This window comes from Pedobacter sp. AK017 (assembly GCF_014200825.1).
Taxonomy (GTDB): Bacteria; Bacteroidota; Bacteroidia; order Sphingobacteriales; family Sphingobacteriaceae; genus Pedobacter; species Pedobacter heparinus.
The window spans coordinates 28,809-52,576 of record NZ_JACHCW010000021.1; the positions used below are offsets into that span (position 1 = coordinate 28,809).

Annotated in this window: 22 protein-coding genes; 4 read left to right on the forward strand and 18 right to left on the reverse strand. The window is 44.8% G+C overall.

The window, feature by feature from the left end; all coding sequences use genetic code 11:
* Position 1: 1 nt before the first annotated feature.
* Positions 2–1,057, forward strand: coding sequence for an ABC transporter permease (locus tag HDC92_RS22440; RefSeq protein WP_183877188.1), 1,056 nt, complete (start codon positions 2–4; stop codon positions 1,055–1,057).
* Entirely contained in the window at positions 1,058–1,567 is a 510-nt protein-coding gene (locus HDC92_RS22445) for a shikimate kinase (protein ID WP_183877189.1), read from the forward strand.
* A 3-nt stretch (positions 1,568–1,570) separates the two neighbouring features.
* On the opposite strand, the gene HDC92_RS22450 is transcribed toward HDC92_RS22445, so the two are convergent.
* The 15 genes from HDC92_RS22450 to HDC92_RS22520 all read right to left on the reverse strand — a co-directional run bounded on the left by HDC92_RS22450 (position 1,571) and on the right by HDC92_RS22520 (position 17,811).
* Positions 1,571–2,026 (reverse strand): DoxX family protein, encoded by a 456-nt coding sequence (locus HDC92_RS22450; protein WP_015809458.1) that lies wholly within the window; start codon positions 2,024–2,026, stop codon positions 1,571–1,573.
* An 89-nt stretch (positions 2,027–2,115) separates the two neighbouring features.
* Positions 2,116–2,925, reverse strand: a complete 810-nt coding sequence (locus tag HDC92_RS22455) for a tRNA pseudouridine synthase A (RefSeq protein WP_183877190.1) — start codon at positions 2,923–2,925, stop codon at positions 2,116–2,118.
* Between the two features lie 12 nt (positions 2,926–2,937).
* Positions 2,938–4,905, reverse strand: coding sequence for a beta-N-acetylhexosaminidase (locus HDC92_RS22460; protein WP_183877191.1), 1,968 nt, complete (start codon positions 4,903–4,905; stop codon positions 2,938–2,940).
* Between the two features lie 48 nt (positions 4,906–4,953).
* A complete protein-coding gene (dacB, locus tag HDC92_RS22465; protein WP_183877192.1) occupies positions 4,954–6,360 on the reverse strand; it encodes a D-alanyl-D-alanine carboxypeptidase/D-alanyl-D-alanine-endopeptidase in 1,407 nt (468 codons plus the stop codon).
* Positions 6,361–6,424: 64 nt separating this feature from the next.
* Entirely contained in the window at positions 6,425–7,417 is a 993-nt protein-coding gene (locus tag HDC92_RS22470; RefSeq protein ID WP_015809454.1) for an aspartate-semialdehyde dehydrogenase, read from the reverse strand.
* Between the two features lie 154 nt (positions 7,418–7,571).
* Positions 7,572–8,450, reverse strand: coding sequence for a sugar phosphate isomerase/epimerase family protein (locus HDC92_RS22475; RefSeq protein ID WP_183877193.1), 879 nt, complete (start codon positions 8,448–8,450; stop codon positions 7,572–7,574).
* A gap of 10 nt (positions 8,451–8,460) precedes the next feature.
* A complete protein-coding gene (locus HDC92_RS22480) occupies positions 8,461–9,342 on the reverse strand; it encodes a hydroxypyruvate isomerase family protein (RefSeq protein WP_183877194.1) in 882 nt (293 codons plus the stop codon).
* 12 nt (positions 9,343–9,354) lie between these two features.
* Positions 9,355–10,557, reverse strand: coding sequence for a nucleoside permease (locus HDC92_RS22485; RefSeq protein WP_015809451.1), 1,203 nt, complete (start codon positions 10,555–10,557; stop codon positions 9,355–9,357).
* A gap of 32 nt (positions 10,558–10,589) precedes the next feature.
* The gene (locus HDC92_RS22490; RefSeq protein WP_183877195.1) at positions 10,590–11,282 is read right to left on the reverse strand and encodes a DUF1080 domain-containing protein; all 693 of its coding nucleotides are present in this window, start codon (positions 11,280–11,282) and stop codon (positions 10,590–10,592) included.
* A 44-nt stretch (positions 11,283–11,326) separates the two neighbouring features.
* Complete coding sequence (locus tag HDC92_RS22495) at positions 11,327–12,748, reverse strand: Gfo/Idh/MocA family protein (RefSeq protein ID WP_015809449.1); 1,422 nt, start codon at positions 12,746–12,748, stop codon at positions 11,327–11,329.
* Between the two features lie 12 nt (positions 12,749–12,760).
* Entirely contained in the window at positions 12,761–13,168 is a 408-nt protein-coding gene (locus HDC92_RS22500) for a c-type cytochrome (protein WP_183877196.1), read from the reverse strand.
* 11 nt (positions 13,169–13,179) lie between these two features.
* Positions 13,180–14,232, reverse strand: a complete 1,053-nt coding sequence (locus HDC92_RS22505; protein ID WP_183877197.1) for a sugar phosphate isomerase/epimerase family protein — start codon at positions 14,230–14,232, stop codon at positions 13,180–13,182.
* Positions 14,233–14,236: 4 nt separating this feature from the next.
* Complete coding sequence (locus tag HDC92_RS22510) at positions 14,237–15,394, reverse strand: Gfo/Idh/MocA family protein (RefSeq protein WP_183877198.1); 1,158 nt, start codon at positions 15,392–15,394, stop codon at positions 14,237–14,239.
* A gap of 2 nt (positions 15,395–15,396) precedes the next feature.
* Complete coding sequence (locus HDC92_RS22515) at positions 15,397–17,100, reverse strand: GMC oxidoreductase (protein ID WP_183877199.1); 1,704 nt, start codon at positions 17,098–17,100, stop codon at positions 15,397–15,399.
* A 21-nt stretch (positions 17,101–17,121) separates the two neighbouring features.
* Entirely contained in the window at positions 17,122–17,811 is a 690-nt protein-coding gene (locus HDC92_RS22520) for a gluconate 2-dehydrogenase subunit 3 family protein (protein WP_183877200.1), read from the reverse strand.
* A gap of 270 nt (positions 17,812–18,081) precedes the next feature.
* Here HDC92_RS22520 and HDC92_RS22525 point away from each other — a divergent pair, with 270 nt between their 5' ends.
* A complete protein-coding gene (locus HDC92_RS22525; RefSeq protein WP_049772322.1) occupies positions 18,082–19,026 on the forward strand; it encodes an NAD-dependent epimerase/dehydratase family protein in 945 nt (314 codons plus the stop codon).
* Positions 19,027–19,112: 86 nt separating this feature from the next.
* Positions 19,113–19,841, forward strand: coding sequence for a YebC/PmpR family DNA-binding transcriptional regulator (locus tag HDC92_RS22530; protein ID WP_015809442.1), 729 nt, complete (start codon positions 19,113–19,115; stop codon positions 19,839–19,841).
* On the opposite strand, the gene HDC92_RS22535 is transcribed toward HDC92_RS22530, so the two are convergent.
* The 3 genes from HDC92_RS22535 to bglX form a co-directional block, all read right to left on the reverse strand.
* Complete coding sequence (locus HDC92_RS22535; protein WP_255484651.1) at positions 19,838–20,626, reverse strand: prolyl oligopeptidase family serine peptidase; 789 nt, start codon at positions 20,624–20,626, stop codon at positions 19,838–19,840. The genes HDC92_RS22530 and HDC92_RS22535 overlap by 4 nt on opposite strands.
* 401 nt (positions 20,627–21,027) lie before the next feature.
* A complete protein-coding gene (locus HDC92_RS22540) occupies positions 21,028–21,375 on the reverse strand; it encodes a hypothetical protein (protein ID WP_015809439.1) in 348 nt (115 codons plus the stop codon).
* 82 nt (positions 21,376–21,457) lie between these two features.
* The gene (bglX, locus tag HDC92_RS22545) at positions 21,458–23,758 is read right to left on the reverse strand and encodes a beta-glucosidase BglX (protein ID WP_183877201.1); all 2,301 of its coding nucleotides are present in this window, start codon (positions 23,756–23,758) and stop codon (positions 21,458–21,460) included.
* Between the last annotated feature and the right edge of the window lie 10 nt (positions 23,759–23,768).

The following is a 23,768-nucleotide window of genomic DNA, read 5'->3' on the forward strand; positions in this document are numbered from 1 at the left end:
TATGCTGCGCTACGCTGTCAAAAAGTTCTTATATGGAGTAGCGGTAATGGCTGGTGTAATAGTGGTGGTCTTTGTGCTGTTTAATATCCTGCCAGGTGATCCGGCACGGATGACAATGGGCCAGCGGTCGGATGTTTCCTCGCTGGAAGCAGTGCGAAAGGAATTCGGACTGGATAAGTCGAAGCCTGTACAGTTTTTTCTTTACCTGAACGACCTTTCACCCATCGGCCTGCATGAAAATACCCCTGAAGCGAAAGAGAAATACCACTACGTTAAACTGATTGGTTTTGGAGATGAGGTACTGGCCCTGAAATGGCCTTACCTGCGCCGTTCTTATCAGACCAAAAGGGATGTGACCACCATTTTGTCCGAAACCGTACCCAATACCTTTATCCTGGCCCTCACTGCCATGATCTTTGCTACCCTGGTCGGCGTGTTCCTGGGCGTGCTTTCTGCGGTGCACAAAGATACCTGGATTGATAAGGCCGCCAATTCGTTTGCCATACTGGGCATTTCGGCACCTTCTTTTTTTGCGGGGATCATCATTGCCTGGCTGTTCGGCTTTGTGCTGAGCGATTATACAGGTTTAAATATGTCTGGCAGTCTGTACAGTTATGATCCTTTTAAAGGTGAGGTCATGACCTGGAAAAACCTTTGGCTCCCAATGCTCACCCTGGGTTTAAGGCCACTGGCCATTATTGTACAGTTAACCCGCAGTGCCATGCTGGATGTACTGGCACAGGACTATATCCGTACGGCCAGGGCAAAAGGCCTGAGCCGTAATGCGATCATTTATAAGCATGCCTTAAAAAATGCTTTGAACCCTGTTATTACAGCCATATCAGGCTGGTTTGCTTCCTTACTGGCAGGATCTTTTTTTGTAGAATATATCTTCGGGTATAATGGCTTGGGGCGTACTACGGTAAATGCACTGGAAATGTCCGACTTCCCGGTGGTCATGGGTTCTATTCTTTTTATTGCCCTGGTGTTTGTAATAATTAATATTTTAGTGGATGTATTGTATGCCTTTGTAGATCCAAGGGTAAAACTGGCGTAAATGATGAAGATATTTCTGATTGGCTTTATGGGCTGCGGTAAAAGCACAATGGGTAAAAAACTGGCAGTAAAACTTGGGTACGACTTTATTGATCTGGACCAGCAGATAGAAAAAAATATAGGTAAAACTATTGGCGCTTATTTTTCTGAACATGGCGAAGCGGCTTTCAGAAAACTGGAAAGTGATACCCTGAAGCATTTTGATTACCCTGCAAACGTGGTTATTGCCACCGGAGGCGGTGCGCCATGCTTTTTTGACAATATGGACTGGATGAATGCCAACGGTTTAACCATGTATATTGAAATGCCCCCTGCTGCGCTGGCCAAACGCCTGGAAAGCGGTAAAGAAAAAAGACCGCTGTTACGCGATCTTAATGAAGCCCAGATGATTGAGTTTATTGAAAACAGATTAGCTGAACGCGACGTTTTTTACAAACGCGCTGCCCTGGTTATAGATGGCATTAACCTCAATGCAGATGCAATGAGGGCCCTCATATTAAGTCAGGAATAAAGCTTATCTGTAAATATTAGGTCTCTTTTTCATGGCCTGATCAACAGAAAAGGGACCCGAGCCAATTACCCAGAACAATACCAGCAAGAGCAATACAATAATGGATAACCAAAGCTCACTGTTAAGGGCCGAAAAGCCCTGGGCCAGGTTCACAAAAAGTACAGCACAAAGTAAAATAGGGATCTGGATCACTGCTGCAAAGCGTGTAAGCAGGCCAATGGCAATTAAAAGGCCGCCAACCAGGTGCACAAAGCCAACAATATGAATGGCCACGCTCCACATCATGCCCGAAAAACCAAATGTATTATTTTGCAGCAGCATGTCCTGTAGCGAATTGGTATTGCTCACAATGGCAATGCCCTTACTAAAAATAAGTATGCCCAATACAATACGGATCACGTCAAGCCATTTGGCATGATGGACATCGCCCCAACGCTCAATTTTTTGAATAACTGTCATACAGATTGTCTTCTTTTTAATGAAGCCCTCTATTAAAGCTAGCAAAAACCGTGCAGAATATCAATAGTAGTTTATGCACATCTGCAGGCTTATAGCAGCTGCCAGGATAAGTCCGATTGCTTTTGCAGGATAGACGAAAATTCAGTTCGGGGTGGCAAATTCAGGTAGGGGTAGGTAACTTTAGATAAATACAGCCCCTGTGGATGTGCCGGGGTAATCAGTTCGGGCGTTTGGTTGTAAATAAGGTAATGTTCAAATTCATCCACACTCAATACCCCACGCCCAATCTTCAACAGCTGTCCCATAATGATCCGGATCATTTTACTCAAAAAACGGTTCGAAGAGATCTGGAAGCGGAGTTTATCGCCATTTTCATCTACAGCAAGACTGGCCGACATCACATTGCACAGGGTATGTTCATATTTATCCGGACTGGTACAGAAGGCCCTGAAATCTTTGTATTTCGGTAATATCGCCGCGGCCTGTTTCATTTTATCAAAGTCCAGCTTATCCAGCAGGTAAAATGAGCTGAGGCCACTTAAAAAGGGATCTTTATAGGTATGGATAAAATAATCGTACGAGCGCAATACAGCATCAAAACGGGCATGCTGCAAACCATCCATCTGGATAACCTCAAAAATGGCAATTCCCGCAGGCAGCAGCTTGTTCATCCTGAACACAAGATCAAAATCCCAGCCCTGCTCCACATCCATATGAAAGAAAAACTGGCTTGCATGTACATGCGCATCCGTGCGCCCGCATCCGATGATAAATACGGGTGTTTTTAACACCTGACTGAGCGCATTTTCTATCACACCCTGCACGTTCATCACCCCAGGCTGTTTTTGCCAGCCATTGTATTTTAAGCCATTGTAACCGATGTGTACGAAGTACCTCAATTTCTATAATCTTTATTTTTTACCTGCTCTTTTGTTCAGCTCCTCTATTGGCATGTTCATCATCCTGCCTACCTGGTTTTTCCCCCTGTAAGTGATCACCTTTAACATGGTCGCATCTTTTGGCGGTGTCAATTTCTCTGTGTACTTCGGATAAAAGCGGTCAGGAAAAGAATTGTCAAAGCTGTAATAAATGTCCAGGCCCTCTACCTCCGTGCTCAGCTCTATCTGGAGCTGCCTGTCTGCCGATCTGCTGACCTTAAATATCGGGTCATACACACTTGGTGCATACTTGGTTTCGGCCACATCCAGTCGCTTGAAATGCTGTTCTACACGGCCAAAGAAATTGGTCCAGTTCTTTTTGGCGGCTGGCGACCATACCGATTCGGCAATGGCCATGCCCCTTGGCCAGGTCATGTATTCGGCCTGACGAATGTTATATACCTGTTCCGTCCATAAGTTTGCCTGTCCGCCTTTAATGTATTTAGGGTCCACATCTGCCGGTACCGGATCAAACTCGTAAGACTTGCTTAAACGCAATGAAGCATACACCCTGGGTTCGGTAATGGCATCGGCCTGCATATAATCCAGGTAAGCAAAAGTGCTTGGACTCATCACTACTTCATGTTTCTTTTTTGCGGCTTCGGTTCCGTATTTCATGCCCCGCCAGCTCATCACAGCAGCGCTGGATGGCAGATCGCCATCTAAAATCTCATCCCAGCCAATAAATTTCTTGCCCTTTGCTTCTACAATTTTCTGTACGCGTTTTTCAAAGTAACCCTGTACCTGATGCATATCTTTTAATCCTTCTTTCTGCATCAGTGCTTTAACGGAGTCGTTTTTCTCCCAGAAATTGAATGGGGCCTCATCACCGCCCATATGGATATAGTCGAACGGAAATAAAGCTGCAACCTGTGTAATTATGGTATCCAGAAAGCTGTATACTTTTTCATTGGCCGGACAAAGTGTGTTGTCTACCAGGGCAATAGGAGGGGCACCTCTAGACCAGTCCATGATCCTTTCTCCTGAACGTACGCGGTAATTTTCAGCACCCGGTGTACAGGAAAGCTCCGGATAGGAACTCACTGCTGCCAAACTGTGGCCAGGTACATCTATTTCGGGTAAAATATTTACAAACCTTGCTTTGGCATAGGCTACCAGCTCCCTGATGTCGTCCTGGGTATAAAAACCGCCATAATTACGCGGCTCATCTGCTACAGGGGGGATGAAGTTTCCAAACTCACCCACTTTTTTTACATTCCATGCCCCAACTTCAGTTAATTTAGGCAGGCCTTTAATTTCTATTCTCCAGCCTTCATCATCAGTCAGGTGCAAATGCAGTACATTGTATTTGTAGCGTACCATCGCATCAATGTATTGTTTTACCTCTTCTTTGGTAAAAAAATGACGGGCAACATCAAACATCAACCCCCGCCAGCCTACACGCGGATAGTCTGTGATTTCAACACAAGGGGCTTTCCATTCTATATCTTGCACCTTTTCCTTGCTTTCTATGGCCGCAGGAAAAAGCTGCAACAGTGTTTGTACACCATAAAAAAGTCCGGCTGGTTTATTGGCCCTGATGGTAATGTGGTTGGGTGTAACCTGCAAATGGTACCCTTCTGCAGCCAGTGTATGGTCAGCTTTATCGTTGATGAGCAGTTTAATGCTGGCCGATGGCGTAGTTTTGCTCACTGCCGAAACATAACTGCCTGTTGCGGCAGAAAGCCGCTCTTCCAGAAAGGCAAGCGCCTGCTTGTTTTCCGGCACATCGGCACATTGTATGGTTACATTGGCAGGTAAAATAAAATAGCCTTCCTGTTTAACTATGGCCACCGGTTCTGGTATAATGGCTATCTCCGGAGGGCTGTTCAATATACTGGCGGTTTCAGCAGATAAAGCAGGAGCAGGGGAAACGGAAGTCTGACCTGTAACGGTGTAGCTTACTAAACAAAAGCAGCATAAGGCAATGATGTTCTTCATTTAATCAGTTAATGGGTTCTAATTCTGGAAAAGGTTGCAATTTACCAATTACTTTAAAGCATCCAATACTTTAAAGAGTTTACGGTTGATGCCCGACCCTGAATAATTGTTGATATTGATGACAATGATGTATTTATTACCGGCCCCATTTGTATAATAGCCTGCAAAGGCTGATACATCGTTAATGGTGCCGCTTTTAATTTTCATTCCGTTATATTCCGGAAAGGCCTTGTAGTAATCGTTAAACCAGGAGGCCGTCTGGGCCATAAATAAAATGCTGCCCATAGCTGCGGCGGTTACACGGTTTGCAGGAGACAGGCCACTGCCATCGATGATGTTCAGCGCATTTCTGTCGATGCCCTTATCTGCCCAGAAGTTAATTTCAGCCTTAGCCCCTTCAGTAGTTTTAGCCATTTTTCCTGATTTTAATGCCAGTGTTTTCAATAGTGTTTCTCCATACAGGTTGATGCTTTTCTTCAGGAACCAGAATACAATTTCACTTAAGGGTGGAGAGCTGATGCTGCTTAAGTTCTTTGTAATTCCCGGTAGTTCTTCACCGTTTAGCGCCATCAGACGTGCACTTGTTGCAGGTTTTGCTGTACTGATCCCCAATCTTTTCAGGGTATCCTGTAAACGGTAGGCGCAGTCGAACGCCGGGTCGGGAAGCGCCGCAGAGATCCCATTTTTACCGATCCCCATGCCCCAGCTGCCTCTCAGATAGCCAATATTGCTGTAAGGCGGCAGAAAAGCATAAGCATTGTCGCCAGTACCTGAAGCCCCCGTTTTGAGCTCGTTCACCAGCTTTAAATAAGGCATTTCGGGAACAGTACGTAAAAGCTTTACCGCTGTATTTATACCCTGTCCGGGCTGCAGATGAATGTCAAACTGATTTTCACGCCAGGCCAGTCCGGAAGTTCCGGCACCATAATAATTGCCAATGTCCTGCCAGGTCCAGCCTTCAGGAGTGGTCTGTGTTCCAAAAATACGGTCATCACCAATCACCATTCCTTCAATCCGCTTTATACCTGCTGCACTAATGGCATTCACCCATTGGTCTAGCACCGCCTTTTCTTTGTTCTGATAACGGGCTGAACCCAGGGTCGGATCTCCACTTCCTGTAATCACCAGGTTCCCCTTTAACGTACCGTCGGGAGTCAGCTGCCCTGTGTAACCCAGTGTGGTCTGAAACTGAAAATCTTTTCCAAGGATATTGAATGCGGTTGCTGCAGTAATGGTTTTTAAGGTAGAGGCCGTGGCCAGGCCAATATTTTCATTTCTGCCAAATAAGGTTTTTCCGGTATTGGCATCCAGCACCAGCAGGGAAGTTGAGGCATACCTGGTCTGAGGATCGGCCAGAAAATCATTAAAGGCCCTTTCCAGCTTTTGAACCGGTGTCTGAGCCCAGGTAATACTGCTGATCAGCAGCAATAACAGGCTTAGTGGTGTTTTAAACATAGGATTAAAAAAATAGGGTGTCCAAAAAATCCGGACACCCTTATTAACGTTTACAAAAGAAAAATTATATCAGTTCTTCTTTTACCAGGTATTCCGCAATCTGAACAGCATTTGTTGCAGCACCTTTACGCAGGTTATCTGCTACAATCCACATATTCAATGTATTTGGTAACGATTCATCCCTTCTTATCCTGCCTACAAATACTTCATCTTTCTCATGTGCATCTTTAGGCATCGGGTATTTCAGGTTTGCCGGGTCGTCTACCAGAATCACCCCTTCAGTATTGGCCAGCAGGTCTTTTACTTCAGCAACATCAAAATCATGCTCAAACTCTATGTTTACCGATTCAGAGTGCCCTCCCATTACGGGGATACGTACTGTAGTTGCCGTAACCCTGATGCTGTTATCGCCCATAATTTTCTGGGTTTCCAGGATCATTTTCATTTCCTCTTTGGTATAGCCGTTATCCTGGAAAACATCAATCTGAGGGATTACGTTTAAATCAATAGGATAGGCATAAGCCATAGGGCCATCTGTAATACCTTTACGCTCGTTCATCAGCTGGTCAACAGCTTTAACACCTGTTCCGGTAACGGATTGGTAGGTAGAAACGACTACGCGTTTGATCTTATATTTATCATGAAGTGGCTTTAAGGCCACTACCATTTGGATAGTTGAACAGTTAGGATTGGCAATGATCTTGTCGTCGGCCGACAAAACATTGGCATTTACTTCAGGTACGATCAGCTTTTTCGACGGATCCATGCGCCATGCAGATGAATTGTCGATCACTGTAGTACCTACCGCAGCAAAACGAGGGGCTTCAGCCAATGAAGTGCTGCCACCTGCAGAAAACAACGCAATATCAGGTCTCATCGAAATCGCAGTATCCATGTTTACAACAGCGTACTGCTTACCCTTGAACGTGATTTGCTTACCAACGCTCTTTTCAGAAGCTACAGGGATCAATTCAGTTAACGGGAAGTTACGCTCTTCTAATACTTTTAACATTACGGTGCCTACCAGACCGGTAGCACCAACTACTGCAATTTTCATGTTTTCTCTAATTGTTGTTTTACTTGTTTTTAATTTATTTAATCAGTTGTATTTATGGTGAATAATAGGCTCCAAAGATGGGCATTTTTTCCATCATAAAAAAGGGATTGGCTGTCTGCAACCAATCCCTGTTAATTTATTCAGCTATTTCTGCCTAAATCAGTTTCTGGTTTACATAATCAAAGCTTTGCTTGATGCTGACATAAGGGTCCTTGGAGAAGTTTTCCTGTTCAACGATCAGGTGCTCCAGTCCGGCCTGCTTGGCATGCTTATAAATGTTTTTGAAATCAATTGTACCGGTACCTACTTCGGTATTGATGGCATGATTGGCTTTGTCCATATCTTTCACATGCCACATCACAAAACGGCCGGGATATTTGTTAAACAACGCAACAGGATCATTCCCCGAACGCACCACCCAGTACAGGTCCATTTCAAACCTGATCAGGTTTTTATCGGTTCCGTTCAGCATGATCTCGTATCCAGTACTTCCCCCTTCGTGCTTATCGAACTCAAATGCATGGTTATGGTAAGCCAGTTTTAAGCCCGATTGTGCCACCAGCTCTGCGGCCTCGTTCAGACGTGCAGTAATTTTTTTGTAATCATCCAGCGTTTTTCTGATCGGCTCGGCTATGTGGGCGACAGTAAAATACTGGTTGTTGATGGCGGCCGCACCTTCTATAAGTGGCTTTAACAATTCCTTATTGTCAGAGGTGATGAAATCGTCAATCACAAAATGCCCGCTCGGACTGGTTAATCCATTGGCTTTAAGCAGGTCTTTAAAGGATTTGGGATCCTGGCCCCAATAGCCAGCATTTGCCGAATAACCAAAGGTCTCAACCTCTTTGTAGCCAGCCTGGGCAATTTTTTCAATTACACCCTTTACATCATGGGGGATCTGCTCCCTTAGGGTGTACAACTGGAGCCCGACTTTTTGTTCCGCAGCAGCTCCGCTGCAGGCAAAAGAGGGCAGGAGTACCGCCCCTGCTGCTGCCAGGCCCGCATGTTTAATAAAAGTTCTTCTCGAATTCATAAGGATTGGATTATACGTCGCATATATTTACGGCGTCTCTTAATGATTTGATCTTATCTGCATATTTAGGAATAAATTCCTGTGCCAGGTAGCCTTTAAAGCCCGTAGCCACAATCGCTTTAACAATGGCGGGGTAATACAGTTCCTGGGTATCGTCAATCTCATTCCTTCCAGGTACACCGGCAGTATGATAATGCGAAATGTAAGGGTGATAGGTTTGTATATTGCTGATGACATTGCCCTCATCAATCTGCATGTGGTAAATGTCGTATAGCAGTTTAAAATTTTCAGAACCTAGTCTTTTGCACAGTTCAACACCCCATTCTGTATGGTCGCACTGGTAATCTTTATGGTTAACCTTACTGTTCAGCAGTTCCATAACCAGTACCACACCATGTTTTTCTGCCAGTGGTAATACCTGTTTCAGACCATCTACACAGTTTTTCCATCCTGTTTCGTCATCTTTACCGCGACGGCTCCCACTAAAACAGATGAGCTGGGTATAACCGGCTTCTGCCACTTTAGGAATCATTTCCGAATAGTTTTTGATCAATGTAGGGTGAAATTGCGGGTCGTTCCACCCGTCTACCAGGTTAATCTCGGCGCCGTTGCACATAGATGAGTACAGGCCATGTTTTTTAAGTGTAGGCCAGTCTTTAGGCCCTACCAGATCAATGGCTTTAATGCCAATCTTTTTGGCTTCTATACACAGGCTGTCCAGGTCCATCTTGCTAAAGCACCAGCGGCACACAGCGTGGTTTACATTTCCTTTTAACATAGTGGATTGTTGTGATGCTGCAGCAAAAGCGGGTATTGCTGCCGAAACGCCTAAAGCAGCAGTTCCGGCAACAATGTTTTTCAATGCAGTTCTTCTGCTTAAATCTTTGTTCATTTTTCTGTTTTCTTAAGCCTCAACCTTCTTTTTGTCACTAAAGAATAAGAGGAACATAATGGCTACTGCTGCAGAAATAGCTGCAGGTATCATCCATATTTCTTTCCATAAATGGCTGCCATCTACTACATATTTATCTACTACCATGCCAGAAATAATAGAGCCGATCAGCATACCTACACCATAAGTTGCCAATGTAATGAAACCCTGTGCAGCACTTTTAAACCGCTCTCCGGCAAGCCTGTCCGTATAAATCTGACCGGTAACAAAAAAGAAATCGTAACAGATGCCGTGCAGTACAATACCGCCAATCAGCATCCAGTAATTTGCATCGGCATTGCCAAACGCAAAAAACAAATACCTGGCTACCCAGGCAATCATTCCGATGGCCAGCATCTTTTTAACGCCCAGGCGGATAAAGAACAATGGCATCAGCAACATAAACAAGGTTTCTGAGGCCTGGCCCAATACCTGGACCCCGGCGGCAGCTTTTACCCCAATTTCGTTCAGGAAGGGATTGGTAAAATTATAATAGAAGGCCAGTGGAATACAGATCGCAATGGAGGCAATAAAGAAGATCAGGAAAGACTTGTTTTTAAGCAGTTTTAGTGCATCCAGGCCAAGAATATCCCCTAAACTCGTTTTTTCTCCTTTTTTTGCCGGAGGTGTATGTGGAAGTGCAAAACTCAGCAAGCCCAGGACTATTGAGGCTACAGCTGCCATTTTAAAGGTAAGCACCAGGTTTCCTGATTGTTCCCAATTTAACCAGCCAATGATGATCCCGGCTACAATCCAGCCAATGGTTCCAAACACACGGATAGAAGGAAATTCTTTTTCCGGATCTTTCATTTGCTTAAAGGAAATGGAATTGACCAGTGCCAGCGTAGGCATATAAGCAATCATATAGCCTAAGATGAAAGGGAAAAAGCTTTCGAAATTTAGTGAGGTAGAAGCAAACCACAGCAGGGCACCTCCAGCCAGGTGTAAAACCCCGAGTATTTTTTGTGCCGCAAAAAACCTGTCGGCAATTAAGCCAATAATAAATGGGGCAATGATAGCGCCCAGCGACTGGGTACTATAGGCAGAGCCAATTTGTACACCATCTGACAACAGGTTTTTGCCCAGGTAAGTACCCATGGTCACAAACCAGGAGCCCCAGATGAAAAACTCCAGGAACATCATGGTGGATAATTTAATGCGGTTGTTTAAATTCATGTTTGGTTGATTATTCTTATTTTTTCGGTGAATTACAGCTTTTTAATCATGATGTTGCGGTACCATACCTCATTGCCATGATCCTGCAAAGCAATTTTACCAGATTTAAAAGTACCCCAGTTTTCCCATTTGGCAAATTTACTTCCTGCAACCAGGTTTTTCCAGTTCTCATCCCAAAGCGTGGTAGATACCACTTTTACGCCATTCAGGTATTGTTCCAGCTTGCCATTTTTAGAAATGATCTCGGCAGTATTCCATTCGCCCACAGGTTTAACCGGTTCTGAGCTGCTTTTTACCAGATCATACAGGTCGCCTGCACGATGTTTGGTGATCTTGCCATCAGGATGGCCATCATTGTCCAGCACCTGCATTTCCAGCCCCGTACTATAGGTTTGCGGATATTTTGCTGCATCCTCATGTACATAAAAAATGATACCGCTATTGGCTTTAGGGGCAACCTTCCAGTCGAGTTTTAAGTGGAAATTGCTGTATTCATCGTTTGTTACCAGGTCGCCACCCTCACTTTTATCTCCCGCAGGTGTAAAATGAAGGGTGCCATCTTCAACTTTCCATTTTGATCCGGTAGTGGTTTTACCGTAAGTATGCCAGCCTTTGGTGGTTTTGCCATCAAATAATTTAGTAAATCCTTTTTTGCCCGACTGGGCGTTTGCAATACTACCGCCCATCAGGGTAAGTATCATGGCCGAAAAAATATATTGTTTCATGTTTTTATAATTGGTTTTGGTTGTTTAAAGTTAGCAGGTTTTGCTTACCATCCTGTACGGTATTCTCTTTTTACAAATTGGTTTACGTCATCAAAATTGGTGATCCTCATGTTGGCATTGTCCCACAATAGCTTAATGTTTCTGCCCGGATATTTAATTTTGCCTTCTGCATCTTTGCGCTGTATGTCTGTAGCCCTGATGGCCAGGTTTGCCATCAGCAGTGATTCTGTAAGCGGGCCGGCAATTGAAAAGGGCGAGCTCAGTTCCTGTTTGCCATAGCCGGCAATACAGCCATCAACCCATTGTTTGTAATGGCCATTCTCGCCATCCGGTACACGGGCAAATTTTTGCGCCACATTTAAATTTTCGTTCCTGCTCAATGGCAATAAGCGGGGGTTCCGGCCATAAGTGCCAGCCATCATTTTACCTTTAGTGCCTATAAACAAAGTTCCGTTGCCGCCATCGCCAAACACATCGTTGGCACCCAGTTCTTCTGGTCTTTCCGGCTGAATGCCACCGTCCATCCAATGTACCACAATGTCGCCCTGGGTTTTATTGGTTTTAGGGAATTTTAAGGTTACATGGCTGGATGGCGGGCAGCTGTCTGGAAAATATCCTCTTTTAAACTCATCTACATACACAGAGCCCACACTGGCCTGAACCTCGGTAGCATATTTTAAGTTCAGTATACTGAATGGGGCTTCCAGCAGGTGGCAACCCATATCGCCAAGTGCACCGGTACCGTAATCCCACCAGCCACGCCAGTTAAAAGGTACCAGTTTGTCTACATAATCTTTATAGGGTGCGGTACCCAGCCATAAGTTCCAGGCCAGGTCTGCAGGTACTTGTGCTTTATTGGCCGACCAGGGAATACCCTGTGGCCATACCGGCCTGTCAGTCCAGGCATAAACGGTATGTACATCCCCAATCAGGCCGGCATCATACCATTCTTTCATGAGCCTGGGGCCATCGTTAGATGCGCCCTGGTTACCCATCTGGGTTACCACTTTGTATTTATCGGCAGCTGAAGTCAGCATCCGCGCTTCATAAATGTCATGGGTCAGTGGTTTCTGCACATATACATGCTTGCCCAGCTGCATAGCAGCAAGTGCCTGAATGGTATGGTTATGGTCGGGTGTAGAAACAGAGACTGCATCAAAATGTTTGGCTTCTTTATCCAGCATCTGACGGTAGTCCTTATAATATTTTGCTTTAGGAAAAGCTTTTACGCTATCGGCAGCCCTGCTGTCGTGCACATCACAAAGAAAAGCAATATCGGCCTTGCCACTTTTATAAATTCCCGCAATATCTGCTTTGCCCTTGCCACCGGCACCTATACTGGCAACGATCAGCCTGTCGCTTGGGGCTAAAAAACCTTTGCCACCCAGTACATGACGGGGCACAATCATAAATGCAGAAGCTGCTACTGCGCTTGTTTTTAGAAAATTACGTCTCGATTTTTCCATGACCTTGCTGGTTTATTTTTTGACCGATAAAATATAAGTAACCATTTTTTTTACATCATCCTTATTTAAGGCATCGTGAGGTGTCATCGGGATCTCGCCCCATACCCCTTTACCACCACTGATGACTTTCTCTACCAGGTGGTTCACATTTCCTTCATTTAAAGGATATTTGGCCGCAATGTCTACATAGGCTGGGCCAATGATCTTATTGTCTTTATTGTGGCAGCCAATGCAGTCATTCTTTGCAATCAGTTGTTCCCCCGCTGTAATGTCGGCCGCAGATGCAGAAGTTGCCGCCCCATTCCCGGCAGTATCTTTAGTAGTTTCTGCTTGTTTAAGGGCAGCAGCCCTTTCTTCCGGACTAGCACAAGCTGTCATTGCGAGTACATAGCAGCCCAGGATAAATAGTGTTTTTTTCATTTGTGTATTTATTATAAGCCTAAGATCTTCTTGTTAAAATCATCATTCCCGCCCGAAGCCGCAAAATCGTCAAATGCCCTGTCGGTTACCTTAATGATGTTCTTGCGGATAAATTCTGCACCTTCCTTTGCACCAACCTGCGCATCCTTGATGCAGCATTCCCATTCCATCACCGCCCAACCGGTATAATCGTACTGCGCCAATTTGCTGAAGATGGTCTTAAAATCAACCTGTCCATCACCCGGCGAACGGTACCTTCCGGCACGGTTGGCCCAGCTTTGGTAGCCGCCAAAAGTACCCTGCCGACCAGTGGGGTTAAATTCAGAATCCTTCACATGGAAGGCTTTGATGCGCTCATGGTAAAAATCTATGTACTGGATGTAATCCAGCTGCTGCAATACAAAATGTGAAGGATCGTAAAGCAAACAGGCGCGGGGGTGGTTGTTCACCTTTTCCAGGAACATCTCGTAAGTGATGCCATCAAAGAGGTCCTCACCCGGATGGATCTCATAACAAACGTCTACGCCACAGGCATCAAATTCGTTCAGGATGGGCATCCATCTTTTTGCCAGCTCTGTAAAACCGGCATCCACCAATCCTTCCGGGCGTTGCGGCCAGGGATGGAACATATGCCATAACAGCGAACCGCTAAAAGTGGCATGTGCATTTAAGCCAAGGTTCTGAGAGGCCTTGGCCGCATATTTCAGCTGCTGTACCGCCCATTCTGTTCTTGCTTTTGGATTGTTTTTGTAAGCATCTGGTGCAAAAGCATCAAAGGCAAGGTCGTAAGCCGGGTTTACCGCTACCAGCTGTCCCTGTAAATGGGTAGATAATTCTGTGATCTCCAGTCCGTGTCCAGCTACCCTGCCTTTTAATTCATCGGCATAAGTTTTACTTTCCGATACTTTTTGCAGGTCTATGAACCTCGCATCCAGGGTAGGCATCTGTATACCTTTAAAACCCAGGCCTGCTGCCCATTCGCATATCGCATCTAAGGAATTAAACGGGGCCTCATCTCCTATAAACTGGGCTAAAAATACACCCGGTCCTTTAATTGTTTTCATTTATTCAGATTTTAAAATCAAACCATTTCTGGTCAGACTGGCTCGATGCCACTACGTTTTCAATAAAAGCCATTCCTCTTACCCCATCTTCAACCCTTGGAAAATCCAGCATGGCCTCAGTAGGTGTACTGCCCTCAAGTTTAGCAGCTACAGTTAAGGCAAAATTCCTGTAAATGTTGGCAAAGGCCTCCAGGTACCCTTCGGGATGTCCACCCGGTACACGGGTATTGTGTTTGGCAATGTCAGACATGTATGCCTGTCCAACCCTGTAAACCTGTGCAGGCTCATTCAGCCATTTAACCAGCAGGGTATTGGGTTCCATCTGGTGCCATTCCATGCCACCTTTTTCGCCGTAAATCCTTATTTTTAAAGCATTCTCTTCTCCGGCAGCAATTTGCGAAGCCATTAAAATACCATTTGCACCGTTGTCAAATTTCAGCAGTACGTTGCCATCATCATCCAGGGCCCTTCCAGGAACCACAATGTTCAGGTCGGCACACAGCTTGCTGATCTTTAAGCCGGAAATATATTCGGCCAGTTGTGCCGCATGGGTGCCAATGTCGCCCATACATCCACTTTTTCCGCTTTTTGAAGGATCAGTACGCCAGGCCGCCTGTGCATTGCCTTCCCTTTCGGTCAGCGTACTCAACCAGCCCTGAGGATATTCAACCACTACTTTCCTGATGGCACCTAATTTTCCTTCTTTTACCATTTGCCTGGCTTGTTTTACCATAGGATAGCCAGAATAGGTATGGGTAAGGCATAAAATCAATCCGGTTTCTTCCACCTTCTGCTGCAATTGTTTTGCTTCATCCAGCGAAAGGGCAATTGGTTTTTCTATCACCACATTAAAGCCATGCTCCAATGCCATCATTGCGGGTGCAAAATGGGCAAAATTAGGGGTAACTATTGTTACAAAATCAATCCGCTGATCAGCAGGAAGCTGACTTTCCTTGCGGATCATTTCTTCAAAATTCAAATACGTGCGGTCTTCCGGAAGAAACAACATTTTTCCTGATTCTTTAGCCACATCAGGGTGGACGCTCAATGCACCACAGCAAAGTTCTATTTGCCCGTCAATGTTTGCAGCAATGCGATGAACGGCTCCGATGAAAGCATCTTTACCGCCGCCAACCATGCCCATTCTTAATTTTCTTTTCATTATTAAAGGTTACCTTTTTTTAATTCACTAACTGCAAAATCACAGGCCCTTGCAGTTAAAGCCATATATGTTAATGATGGATTCTGACAGGCAGCAGAGGCCATACATGAACCATCTGTTACAAAAACATTTTTTACTTCGTGCATCTGGTTCCATTTGTTCAGTACAGATGTTTTAGGGTCGTGGCCCATACGTGCCGTACCCATTTCATGAATGGCCATGCCCGGTGCCGAGCCATTGTCAAAAGTTTTAACATCTTTTGCACCAGATGCCTCCAGCATTTCAGCGGCATCGTTCATCATGTCTACCCGCATTTTACGTTCGTTATCTTTAAACTCGCAATCAATGGCCAGTACAGGTTGTCCCCATTTGTCTTTCTTGCTCTTATCGATATACACCCTGTTTTCAAAATAAGGGAGCGATTCACCAAAACCACCCAGGCCCATATTCCAGGAGCCAGGTACGGTCATCTGGTCTTTAAACTCGCCACCGAAAGCCATTTCTGCTACATCGGCATGCCAGTTACCTCTACTTCCGCCGCCCTGGTAACCAAAGCCCCTCACATAGTCACGTTTATCATTGCCCATGTTCCGATACCTCGGAATGTAAATGCCATTGGCCCGTTTGCCGTAAGTATATTTATCGTCAAAACCTTCAATCCGCCCGTTGGCACCGCAACGGAAATGGTGGTCCATTAAATTATGGCCCAGCTGTCCGCTGCCATTGCCCAATCCGTTGGGATGTTCATCAGATACAGAATTCAATAAAATGAAGGTCGAGGCCAGTGTAGAGCCGTTTACAAATACAATCTTTGCAAAGTATTCTGTCGTTTCTTTGGTTTCGGAATCGATCACAACCACGCCTTTTGCTTTTTGTGTTTCTTTATCGTAAATGATGGTATTTACCAGCGAAAAAGGACGAAGTGTTAAGTTTCCGGTAGCCACAGCCGCCGGAAGGGTAGATGATTGGGTACTAAAGTAAGCACCAAAAGGACAGCCCCTGCTACACAGGTTGCGGTATTGGCAACTGCCACGTCCGCCGTGGGGTACCGTAAGGTTCGCCGTGCGGCCAATGGTCATGATCCTTGATTTGTTCCATTTGGCTTCAATTCGTTTTTTTACCTCTTTCTCTACGCAGTTCATTTCCATGGGCGGTAAAAACTGTCCGTCAGGTAATGCCGGCCAGCCTTCTGCCTGTCCGCTTATCCCGGCAAATTTCTCCACGTAATCGTACCATGGCGCAATGTCCTTGTAGCGGATCGGCCAGTCTACCCCATGTCCGTCTTTCAGGTTATCCTCAAAGTTCAGGTCGCTGAAGCGGTAGCTCTGACGGCCCCACATCAGTGATTTGCCACCCACATGAAAGCCACGGTACCAGTCGAAACGCTTTACCTCTGTATAAGGGCATTCCAGGTCGTTCACCCAAAAGCTTTCGTTAAATTCTGTATAAGGATAGTCTCTTTTCTGTACAGGGTGCGTGGCCTTCTGTTCTTCAGTCAGTTTACCCCTGTGTTCAAATTCCCAGGGCTTTTTCATGGCCGTGGTATAATCTTTTATATGTTCAATGTTCCTGCCTCTTTCCAGCAGTAAAACTTTTAAACCTTTTTCTGTCAGTTCTTTTGCTGCCCAGCCGCCGCTAATGCCAGATCCTACAACAATCGCATCATAAGTGTTCTGCGCAGTTGCTTTAGTATTTAAATTGCTCATTTATTTAATTCTATAAAAGGTTTACGACCAAACTCTCTGACCTGGTTTCAGGTCTACACAACCATCGTAACGGCCCGGGATCTCTACAAAAGCGTATGCTTGTGTAGCACCTATCTCTGAAGTAAAATAGCCCAGTAACGTTAAATCCCTGATGATGGCAAAAAAACGAGGTTCCATTTTAGGCTTGTCCTTCGGTAAGATCGAAATGTTGCCCGCATTCTCTGTCTGCGATTTGGCGGCATCTGCCGGATTTGTCTTTTGTTTATCTTGTTCGGCCTGCTGCTGCTTGTCAAGATTTTCCTTTTCGGCCTTGGTAGCTGCAACTGTTTCATCCCTTACTTTACCCAGCAGTTCCTGGCGTTGTGCCACGCTCAGTTCCAGAAAAGATTTCTTGTAGGTTTCCTTCGACTGCTTGTCCAGGTCCTCCAGCCCTTTCACAAAAGCCTTTTGCGCATCATCGGGATAACAGTCTTTAACCATCATGCTGATGAATGGCCCAACTCCTGCGGCTTTGGCCCCGGGAGAGCTGGTGGTAGGAATAATAATGTCTGCAACTTCGGTGATCAGCTTTTGCTGATCGTCGGTAAATAAAGTTCCGTTTGTTTTAGTGGATGGTGAATTGCAACTTTCTAAAAATACGCCAATTGTAGTTGCCGATAGTGCGCCGCCCATTAAAAAGGCAACACTTCTCACCGCTTCTCTTCTGTTCATATTTGGTTATTAAGGGTGTCCGTGTGTATTTAAAGTGTGTTCTGTTTTGTAATATTAAGCAAAAAAAAATAGATAGTGTTATAAATACACCATAAAGTAAATATATAATGTTTTTGTTACTAAATCAATTTTTTGTGTATTTACATAGTTCACAGATCTGAACGGATAAACAGGTTTATCCTTAATTATTGGGCACAAATTTGGTCGCTATGAACAATTTTAAATAGGTTTGCTCTTATACTTACTGATTACTATAATTCATATCAAATGATGATCGAAAAAATATTAGTATTGGGATCCAACGGTCAGATCGGCACAGAGTTGGTTACTGCATTGCGGAAGACCTATAGTGAAGATAATGTGATCGCCTGCGATATCCGCCGGCCTGATTATGACATTAAGAATTCCGGACCTTTTGAATTTGTGAATGTGCTGGAAAAAGAAACACTGAACACCATTTTCCAAAAATATAAACCTACACAAGTATATCTGCTGGCCGCTTTGTTATCGGCTACAGGTGAGCAAAACCCAAAGCTGGCATGGGACCTGAACATGAACGGTCTGCTCAATATTTTAGAGCTGGCCATCACCTATAAAACTGCAAAAGTATACTGGCCAAGCTCTATAGCCGTTTTTGGTCCCAATTCGCCTAAAGACCAGACCCCGCAGTTTTGTGTGATGGATCCGAACACGGTATATGGGATAAGCAAGCTGGCAGGCGAGCGCTGGTGCGAATATTACCACCAGAAGTATGGGCTTGATGTGCGCAGTATCCGTTATCCAGGACTGATCAGCTGGAAGGCTGCACCGGGTGGGGGTACTACAGATTATGCCATCCATATTTTTCACGATGCACTCAAAAAAGGAAGTTATGCTTCTTTTTTAAATGCTGCAACCGAATTGCCGATGATGTATATGGACGATGCGATCAGGGGGACCATTGAATTGATGGATGCCGAGGCCGGCAAAATCTCAATCCGTTCCAGTTATAATTTTGCCGGTGTAAGCTTTACACCAGAGATTCTGGCTGCTGAGATCAGGAAACATATTCCGGACTTTAAATTAACTTATACCGCCAATGATCCGCGCCAGCATATTGCCGATGGCTGGCCACGTTCTATTGATGACAGCTATGCAGCCAGCGACTGGAACTGGAAGCCGGAATTTGACCTCGCAAAACTGACAACCGATATGTTGAAAAATTTAAAAAAATAACTATAAATTCGCAACCTGTCCGTTAGTGGCTGCAAGACCAGATCAAACCCTGGAAATTTCAGGTTGACGAAAAATATAGCAAGAAAATGGGAAGAGCATTTGAATTCAGAAAAGAAAGAAAATTTAAACGTTGGGCCAAAATGGCCGTACAGTTTACCAGGATAGGTAAGGATATTGTGATGGCAGTGAAAGAGGCCGGGCCACATCCTGAAACCAATTCGCGCCTGCGTACGGCTATACAAAATGCGAAAGCTGTAAACATGCCTAAAGACCGTGTGGATGCCGCCATAAAAAGGGCTTCCGATAAAAGCATGGCCAACTATGAGGAAATTGTTTATGAAGGATATGCTCCGCATGGGGTGGCAGTACTGATAGAGACTGCTACTGACAATACCAACCGTACCGTTGCCAATGTGCGTAGTTATTTCAATAAAACCAATGGTACTTTAGGTAAAACGGGTTCATTGGATTTTGTATTCAACAGGAAATCTGTATTCAGGTTTGTGCCTGCCGATGACCTGGACCTGGAAGAACTGGAGTTTGAATTGATTGATGCCGGATTGGAAGAACTCTATGTAGAAGCTGATGAAGAAGGTAACGATATTGCAGTTGCACAGGGCGCATTTGAAAGTTTTGGATCCCTGCAAAAAGCACTGGAAGAGAAGGGCATAGAACTCAAAAGTTCCAAGCTGGAACGCATTGCCCTTTCACACCATGAAGTGACCGAAGAACAGGCTGCTGATGTATTGAAGCTGATCGATAAACTGGAAGAGGACGATGATGTTCAGGCCGTTTACCACAACATGCCAGATTAATTTTTACTGTTAGAAAATAACCAGGGCAACAGATCCGGCTCTGCAAAGGCCGGGTCCCAGCTGTTGTGATTGGCTTCAGGATACAAGGTAAGTTTAGCAGGATGGCCCAGTACTTTTAACTGATCAGCAATAATGGTTGAGCAGCCTACCGGTACTACGTCATCTTTTTCACCATGAAAAATCCATAGGGGAACCTTTTGATAGCGCTGTACATTGGCCACATTGTCGCCCCCGCATATGGCAAAAGCAGCAGCAAACAAGCGGGGTTTACGCCTCAGCAGTTCGTAGGTACCCATCCCCCCCATAGACAAGCCGCCCACATAAACCTGCTTTTTGTTTACATAAGGCTTGTCCATAAAATTATTTACCATGCCCAGTAAAGCCTGCATGGCCTTTGTAGGTTTTCCTTTTTCCTGAAAATTGAAAACGCGTTTGCCGTTAGCCTCTGTACTGATGTTTACATTGGCCCAGTAGCTGTCTGAACTGCATTGCGGAAACACCACAATAGCTGGGAACTGTTTTCTGATTTCGGGTTTTAAAAACAGTTTTGCGCCATGCGTCAGTTGCTTCTGGTTGTCGTTGCCGCTTTCGCCCCTTCCATGTAAAAAGAACAGAATGGGGTACTGTTTTGCAGCATCGAAATTTTCAGGAAAAAGTACCCGGTATAAAATGCTGTCCTTTCCTTTAATAAAGCTCCCTTTTTCATATTTGGTGAAATCCTGGGCAATACCGTTTAATCCGCAAAACAGTAAAACCATCATAAAGGTCATTTTGAATCTGCTCATCAGGCTAAAATATCGATTTTGCGCAGGATTAAAAAAGCAATCTGTATTTATTTCGAAGCGATGACGGAATCGCAGCAATAATATCGGAAACGCAGAAGAACGTGGCGGGGCACATTGATATTGGGCTGAAAGGGAGCTTAGTGCAACTTTGGTTGGGGTTTGCTGGGGTAGAGGTACCCTTTAGCCCAGCAAACCTCAACCAAGCCTTCAATGAACTGTTAGGAAGAGGTAGAGTAAGTTAAAACTGCTACTTCAGGATCAGAACGCAACTCATAAATTACAGGAGTGTCGGCTAATAAAAGCCTTCTGCGTAGCAGTCTTGGGGTTTTTAATGTTGGGAACGTTGAATAATCGGGCTGGTTCATGGTTATTGAATTATTATAGCTATCTTATTGTAAAGCTCATTTAGGCTTCGCTATCCCATCATCTTCAATAGGTTCCAGGCTTTTATAGGTATAATTGTATTTATAATACTGAAATGTTTCGTCGTCATTGGTACAAGCCACAACGGCCTCATTATTGTCGCTGCCGTTTGTTTTAACGAAAAAACTGGAATAGTTGATGTGACGTTCCTTCAGGGCTAATTTTACCCATTGCTCCATTGATCTGCCGTCATTACGCCATTCAGTTTGAAAATATTTGTCAATGATTTCTGCGTTACCATCAGGCCTGTTAACATAGCGGATTATTTTAAATGTAGAGATAATCGCAAAGGCGCTAAATGAAATGATTCGTAAAGTTTGGTTCATTTTTTTGAAATGCGTTTTTAGATGTGGTAAGATAAGGAAATGTTTTTAACAAAATGTCCCTGCAAAAGAGGGACATTTGCTATTAATTTCTTAAACTAAACTTCGTTTCCAGCACATCTCTGGAATTTCCGCCAATAAACAAGTTAAAATCACCGGGTTCGGCAACAAACCTTAAAGCCGTATTATAGAACTTCAAATCATTTTCGGTCAGCTTAAAGCTCACAGTTTTGCTTTCTCCGGGTTTTAGGCTGATCTTTTGGAAAGCCTTTAGTTCTTTAACCGGACGGGTAGAACTGCCCACCAGGTCGCGTATGTACAATTGTACCACTTCCTTGCCCTCCCTTGAACCGATGTTTTTAATATCGATGCTGGCGGTAATAGATTCACCAGGTTTAAAGCTGTTTTTACTTAACCTTAAATTGCTGTAGGCAAAACTGGTATAGCTTAGGCCGTAACCGAAAGGGTATAGGGGTTCGTTGCTTACGTCCAGATAGTTGGAGCGGAACTTACTGAACCATTTTCCATCTGCCAATGGCCTGCCGGTATTTTTATGCGCATAATATAAGGGAATCTGCCCCACATTTTGCGGGAAGGTGGCTGTTAATTTTCCCGAAGGGTTCACATCGCCAAACAGTACATCAGTTATTGCTTTTGCCGTTTCTGTACCACCAAACCAGACATTTAAAATGGCCGGTACGTTTTGCTGCTCCCAGTTCAGTACCAGTGGCCTGCCGGTAAACAAGACCAGTACAACAGGTTTACCTGTTTTTAACAGGGCTTGTAACAAACGCTGCTGAACTTCCGGGATTTCCAGGTTGGTACGGCTGGAGGCTTCGCCGCTCATTTCAGAACTTTCACCTAATGCAGCAATAACTACATCTGCAGTTTTGGCCAGTTCCACAGCTTCTTTTATCACTTCTGCTTCAGGGCGGTTGTCTCTTGGAATGTCGCGGCCAAACATGGTGGCACGCTGCTGGTAGGCCTCATCTGTTACCAGGTTTGAACCCAGGCAGTGTACCACTTTTACCTGTTTGCCCAAAACGGCCTTCATGCCTGTTAAAAGAGAGGCGGTATTGGCCAGGTCGCTGTTTACACTCCAGGTACCAGGCATATTGGCCCCTGTATTGGCCAGGGGGCCTATTAAAGCTATGGTGCCCGTTTTTTTAAGGGGCAAGGTCTGGTTTTCATTTTTCAGGAGCACAAAAGATTCGGCAGCTACCTCTCGGGCAAAAGCAAGGTGTTCAGGTTTTAAAATTTCCGTTTTAGCCCTTTCTTCATTGCAATAACGGAAAGGATCGTCAAATAAGCCCAGCTTATATTTGGCCTCTAAAACCAATCTGCAGGCTTCATCTATGCGTTGTGCTTTTACTTTGCCTTCCTGTACAGATTTTTTCAGGGTGGTTAAAAAGCCTTCGCCAACCATGTCCATGTCTACACCTGCGTTAATGGACAGGGCCGATACGGCTTTCAGATCGCCCAGGCCATGGTCTATCAGCTCGTTAACCGCAGTATAGTCGGTAACCACAAGACCTTTAAACCCCCATTCTTTACGCAAAAGATCAGTCATGAACCATTTGTTTGCAGTGGCAGGCACTCCATTGATGTCGTTAAAGGAGGTCATGATACTGCCTGCGCCCGCATCAAGCGCAGCTTTATAGGGCGGCAAGTATTCATTATACATGCGATCCAGACTCATATCCGTGGTATTGTAGTCTCTGCCCGCTTCTGAGGCCCCGTATAAAGCAAAATGTTTTACACAGGCCACCATGGTATTGTATTTAGCAAGGTCATCACCCTGATAGCCTTTTACCATGGCCCTGGCAATTTCTGAGCCCAGATAGGTGTCTTCTCCTGAACCTTCAGAAATACGGCCCCAGCGGGGATCTCTGGAAATATCGACCATGGGCGAGAAGGTCCAGTTCAGCCCATCTGCTGTAGCTTCTATGGCGGCAATCCGGGCTGTTTTTTGGATCATTTCCATGTTCCAGGTACTGGATAAGGCCAGCGGAATAGGGAAAGTAGTTTTGTATCCATGGATCACATCCTGACCAAATATGATGGGTATTTTGAGCCGGGTTTGATTAACGGCTATTTCCTGGGCCTTACGGATGCGTGCAGGGGTGGTTAAGCTAAAAATACCCCCTACCTGTCCTTTCTTGATTTTACTTTCTACATCGGTGCTTACTACCGAGCCCGTAGTAGCTTCGCCACCGGTAAGCAGATTTAGCTGCCCGATCTTTTCGTCTAATGTCATTTTTGACATCAGGTTACTGATGAAGGTATTCATTTGCTGATGGGCAGCCTTGCCCGTTTTTTTGGTTTGGGCAAAAGTTATATGGGCAGTAAAAATGAGCGTAAGGATAAAAAAGTTAGCTATTTTCATGGTGGTGCGT

Excerpts from the sequence above, each read along its gene's own strand:
- HDC92_RS22445 (WP_183877189.1), top strand. The coding sequence starts at position 1,058 with ATGATGAAGATATTTCTGATTGGCTTTATGGGCTGCGGTAAAAGCACA.
- HDC92_RS22450 (WP_015809458.1), bottom strand. The coding sequence starts at position 2,026 with ATGACAGTTATTCAAAAAATTGAGCGTTGGGGCGATGTCCATCATGCC.
- HDC92_RS22475 (WP_183877193.1), bottom strand. The coding sequence starts at position 8,450 with ATGAATTCGAGAAGAACTTTTATTAAACATGCGGGCCTGGCAGCAGCA.
- HDC92_RS22500 (WP_183877196.1), bottom strand. The coding sequence starts at position 13,168 with ATGAAAAAAACACTATTTATCCTGGGCTGCTATGTACTCGCAATGACA.
- HDC92_RS22485 (WP_015809451.1), bottom strand. The coding sequence starts at position 10,557 with ATGAATTTAAACAACCGCATTAAATTATCCACCATGATGTTCCTGGAG.
- HDC92_RS22440 (WP_183877188.1), top strand. The coding sequence starts at position 2 with ATGCTGCGCTACGCTGTCAAAAAGTTCTTATATGGAGTAGCGGTAATG.
- HDC92_RS22490 (WP_183877195.1), bottom strand. The coding sequence starts at position 11,282 with ATGAAACAATATATTTTTTCGGCCATGATACTTACCCTGATGGGCGGT.
- HDC92_RS22525 (WP_049772322.1), top strand. The coding sequence starts at position 18,082 with ATGATCGAAAAAATATTAGTATTGGGATCCAACGGTCAGATCGGCACA.
- HDC92_RS22470 (WP_015809454.1), bottom strand. The coding sequence starts at position 7,417 with ATGAAAATTGCAGTAGTTGGTGCTACCGGTCTGGTAGGCACCGTAATG.
- HDC92_RS22520 (WP_183877200.1), bottom strand. The coding sequence starts at position 17,811 with ATGAACAGAAGAGAAGCGGTGAGAAGTGTTGCCTTTTTAATGGGCGGC.
- HDC92_RS22515 (WP_183877199.1), bottom strand. The coding sequence starts at position 17,100 with ATGAGCAATTTAAATACTAAAGCAACTGCGCAGAACACTTATGATGCG.
- bglX (WP_183877201.1), bottom strand. The coding sequence starts at position 23,758 with ATGAAAATAGCTAACTTTTTTATCCTTACGCTCATTTTTACTGCCCAT.
- HDC92_RS22505 (WP_183877197.1), bottom strand. The coding sequence starts at position 14,232 with ATGAAAACAATTAAAGGACCGGGTGTATTTTTAGCCCAGTTTATAGGA.
- HDC92_RS22530 (WP_015809442.1), top strand. The coding sequence starts at position 19,113 with ATGGGAAGAGCATTTGAATTCAGAAAAGAAAGAAAATTTAAACGTTGG.
- dacB (WP_183877192.1), bottom strand. The coding sequence starts at position 6,360 with ATGTTTAAAACACCACTAAGCCTGTTATTGCTGCTGATCAGCAGTATT.
- HDC92_RS22535 (WP_255484651.1), bottom strand. The coding sequence starts at position 20,626 with ATGAGCAGATTCAAAATGACCTTTATGATGGTTTTACTGTTTTGCGGA.
- HDC92_RS22510 (WP_183877198.1), bottom strand. The coding sequence starts at position 15,394 with ATGAAAAGAAAATTAAGAATGGGCATGGTTGGCGGCGGTAAAGATGCT.
- HDC92_RS22460 (WP_183877191.1), bottom strand. The coding sequence starts at position 4,905 with ATGAAGAACATCATTGCCTTATGCTGCTTTTGTTTAGTAAGCTACACC.
- HDC92_RS22495 (WP_015809449.1), bottom strand. The coding sequence starts at position 12,748 with ATGGAAAAATCGAGACGTAATTTTCTAAAAACAAGCGCAGTAGCAGCT.
- HDC92_RS22540 (WP_015809439.1), bottom strand. The coding sequence starts at position 21,375 with ATGAACCAAACTTTACGAATCATTTCATTTAGCGCCTTTGCGATTATC.
- HDC92_RS22480 (WP_183877194.1), bottom strand. The coding sequence starts at position 9,342 with ATGAACAAAGATTTAAGCAGAAGAACTGCATTGAAAAACATTGTTGCC.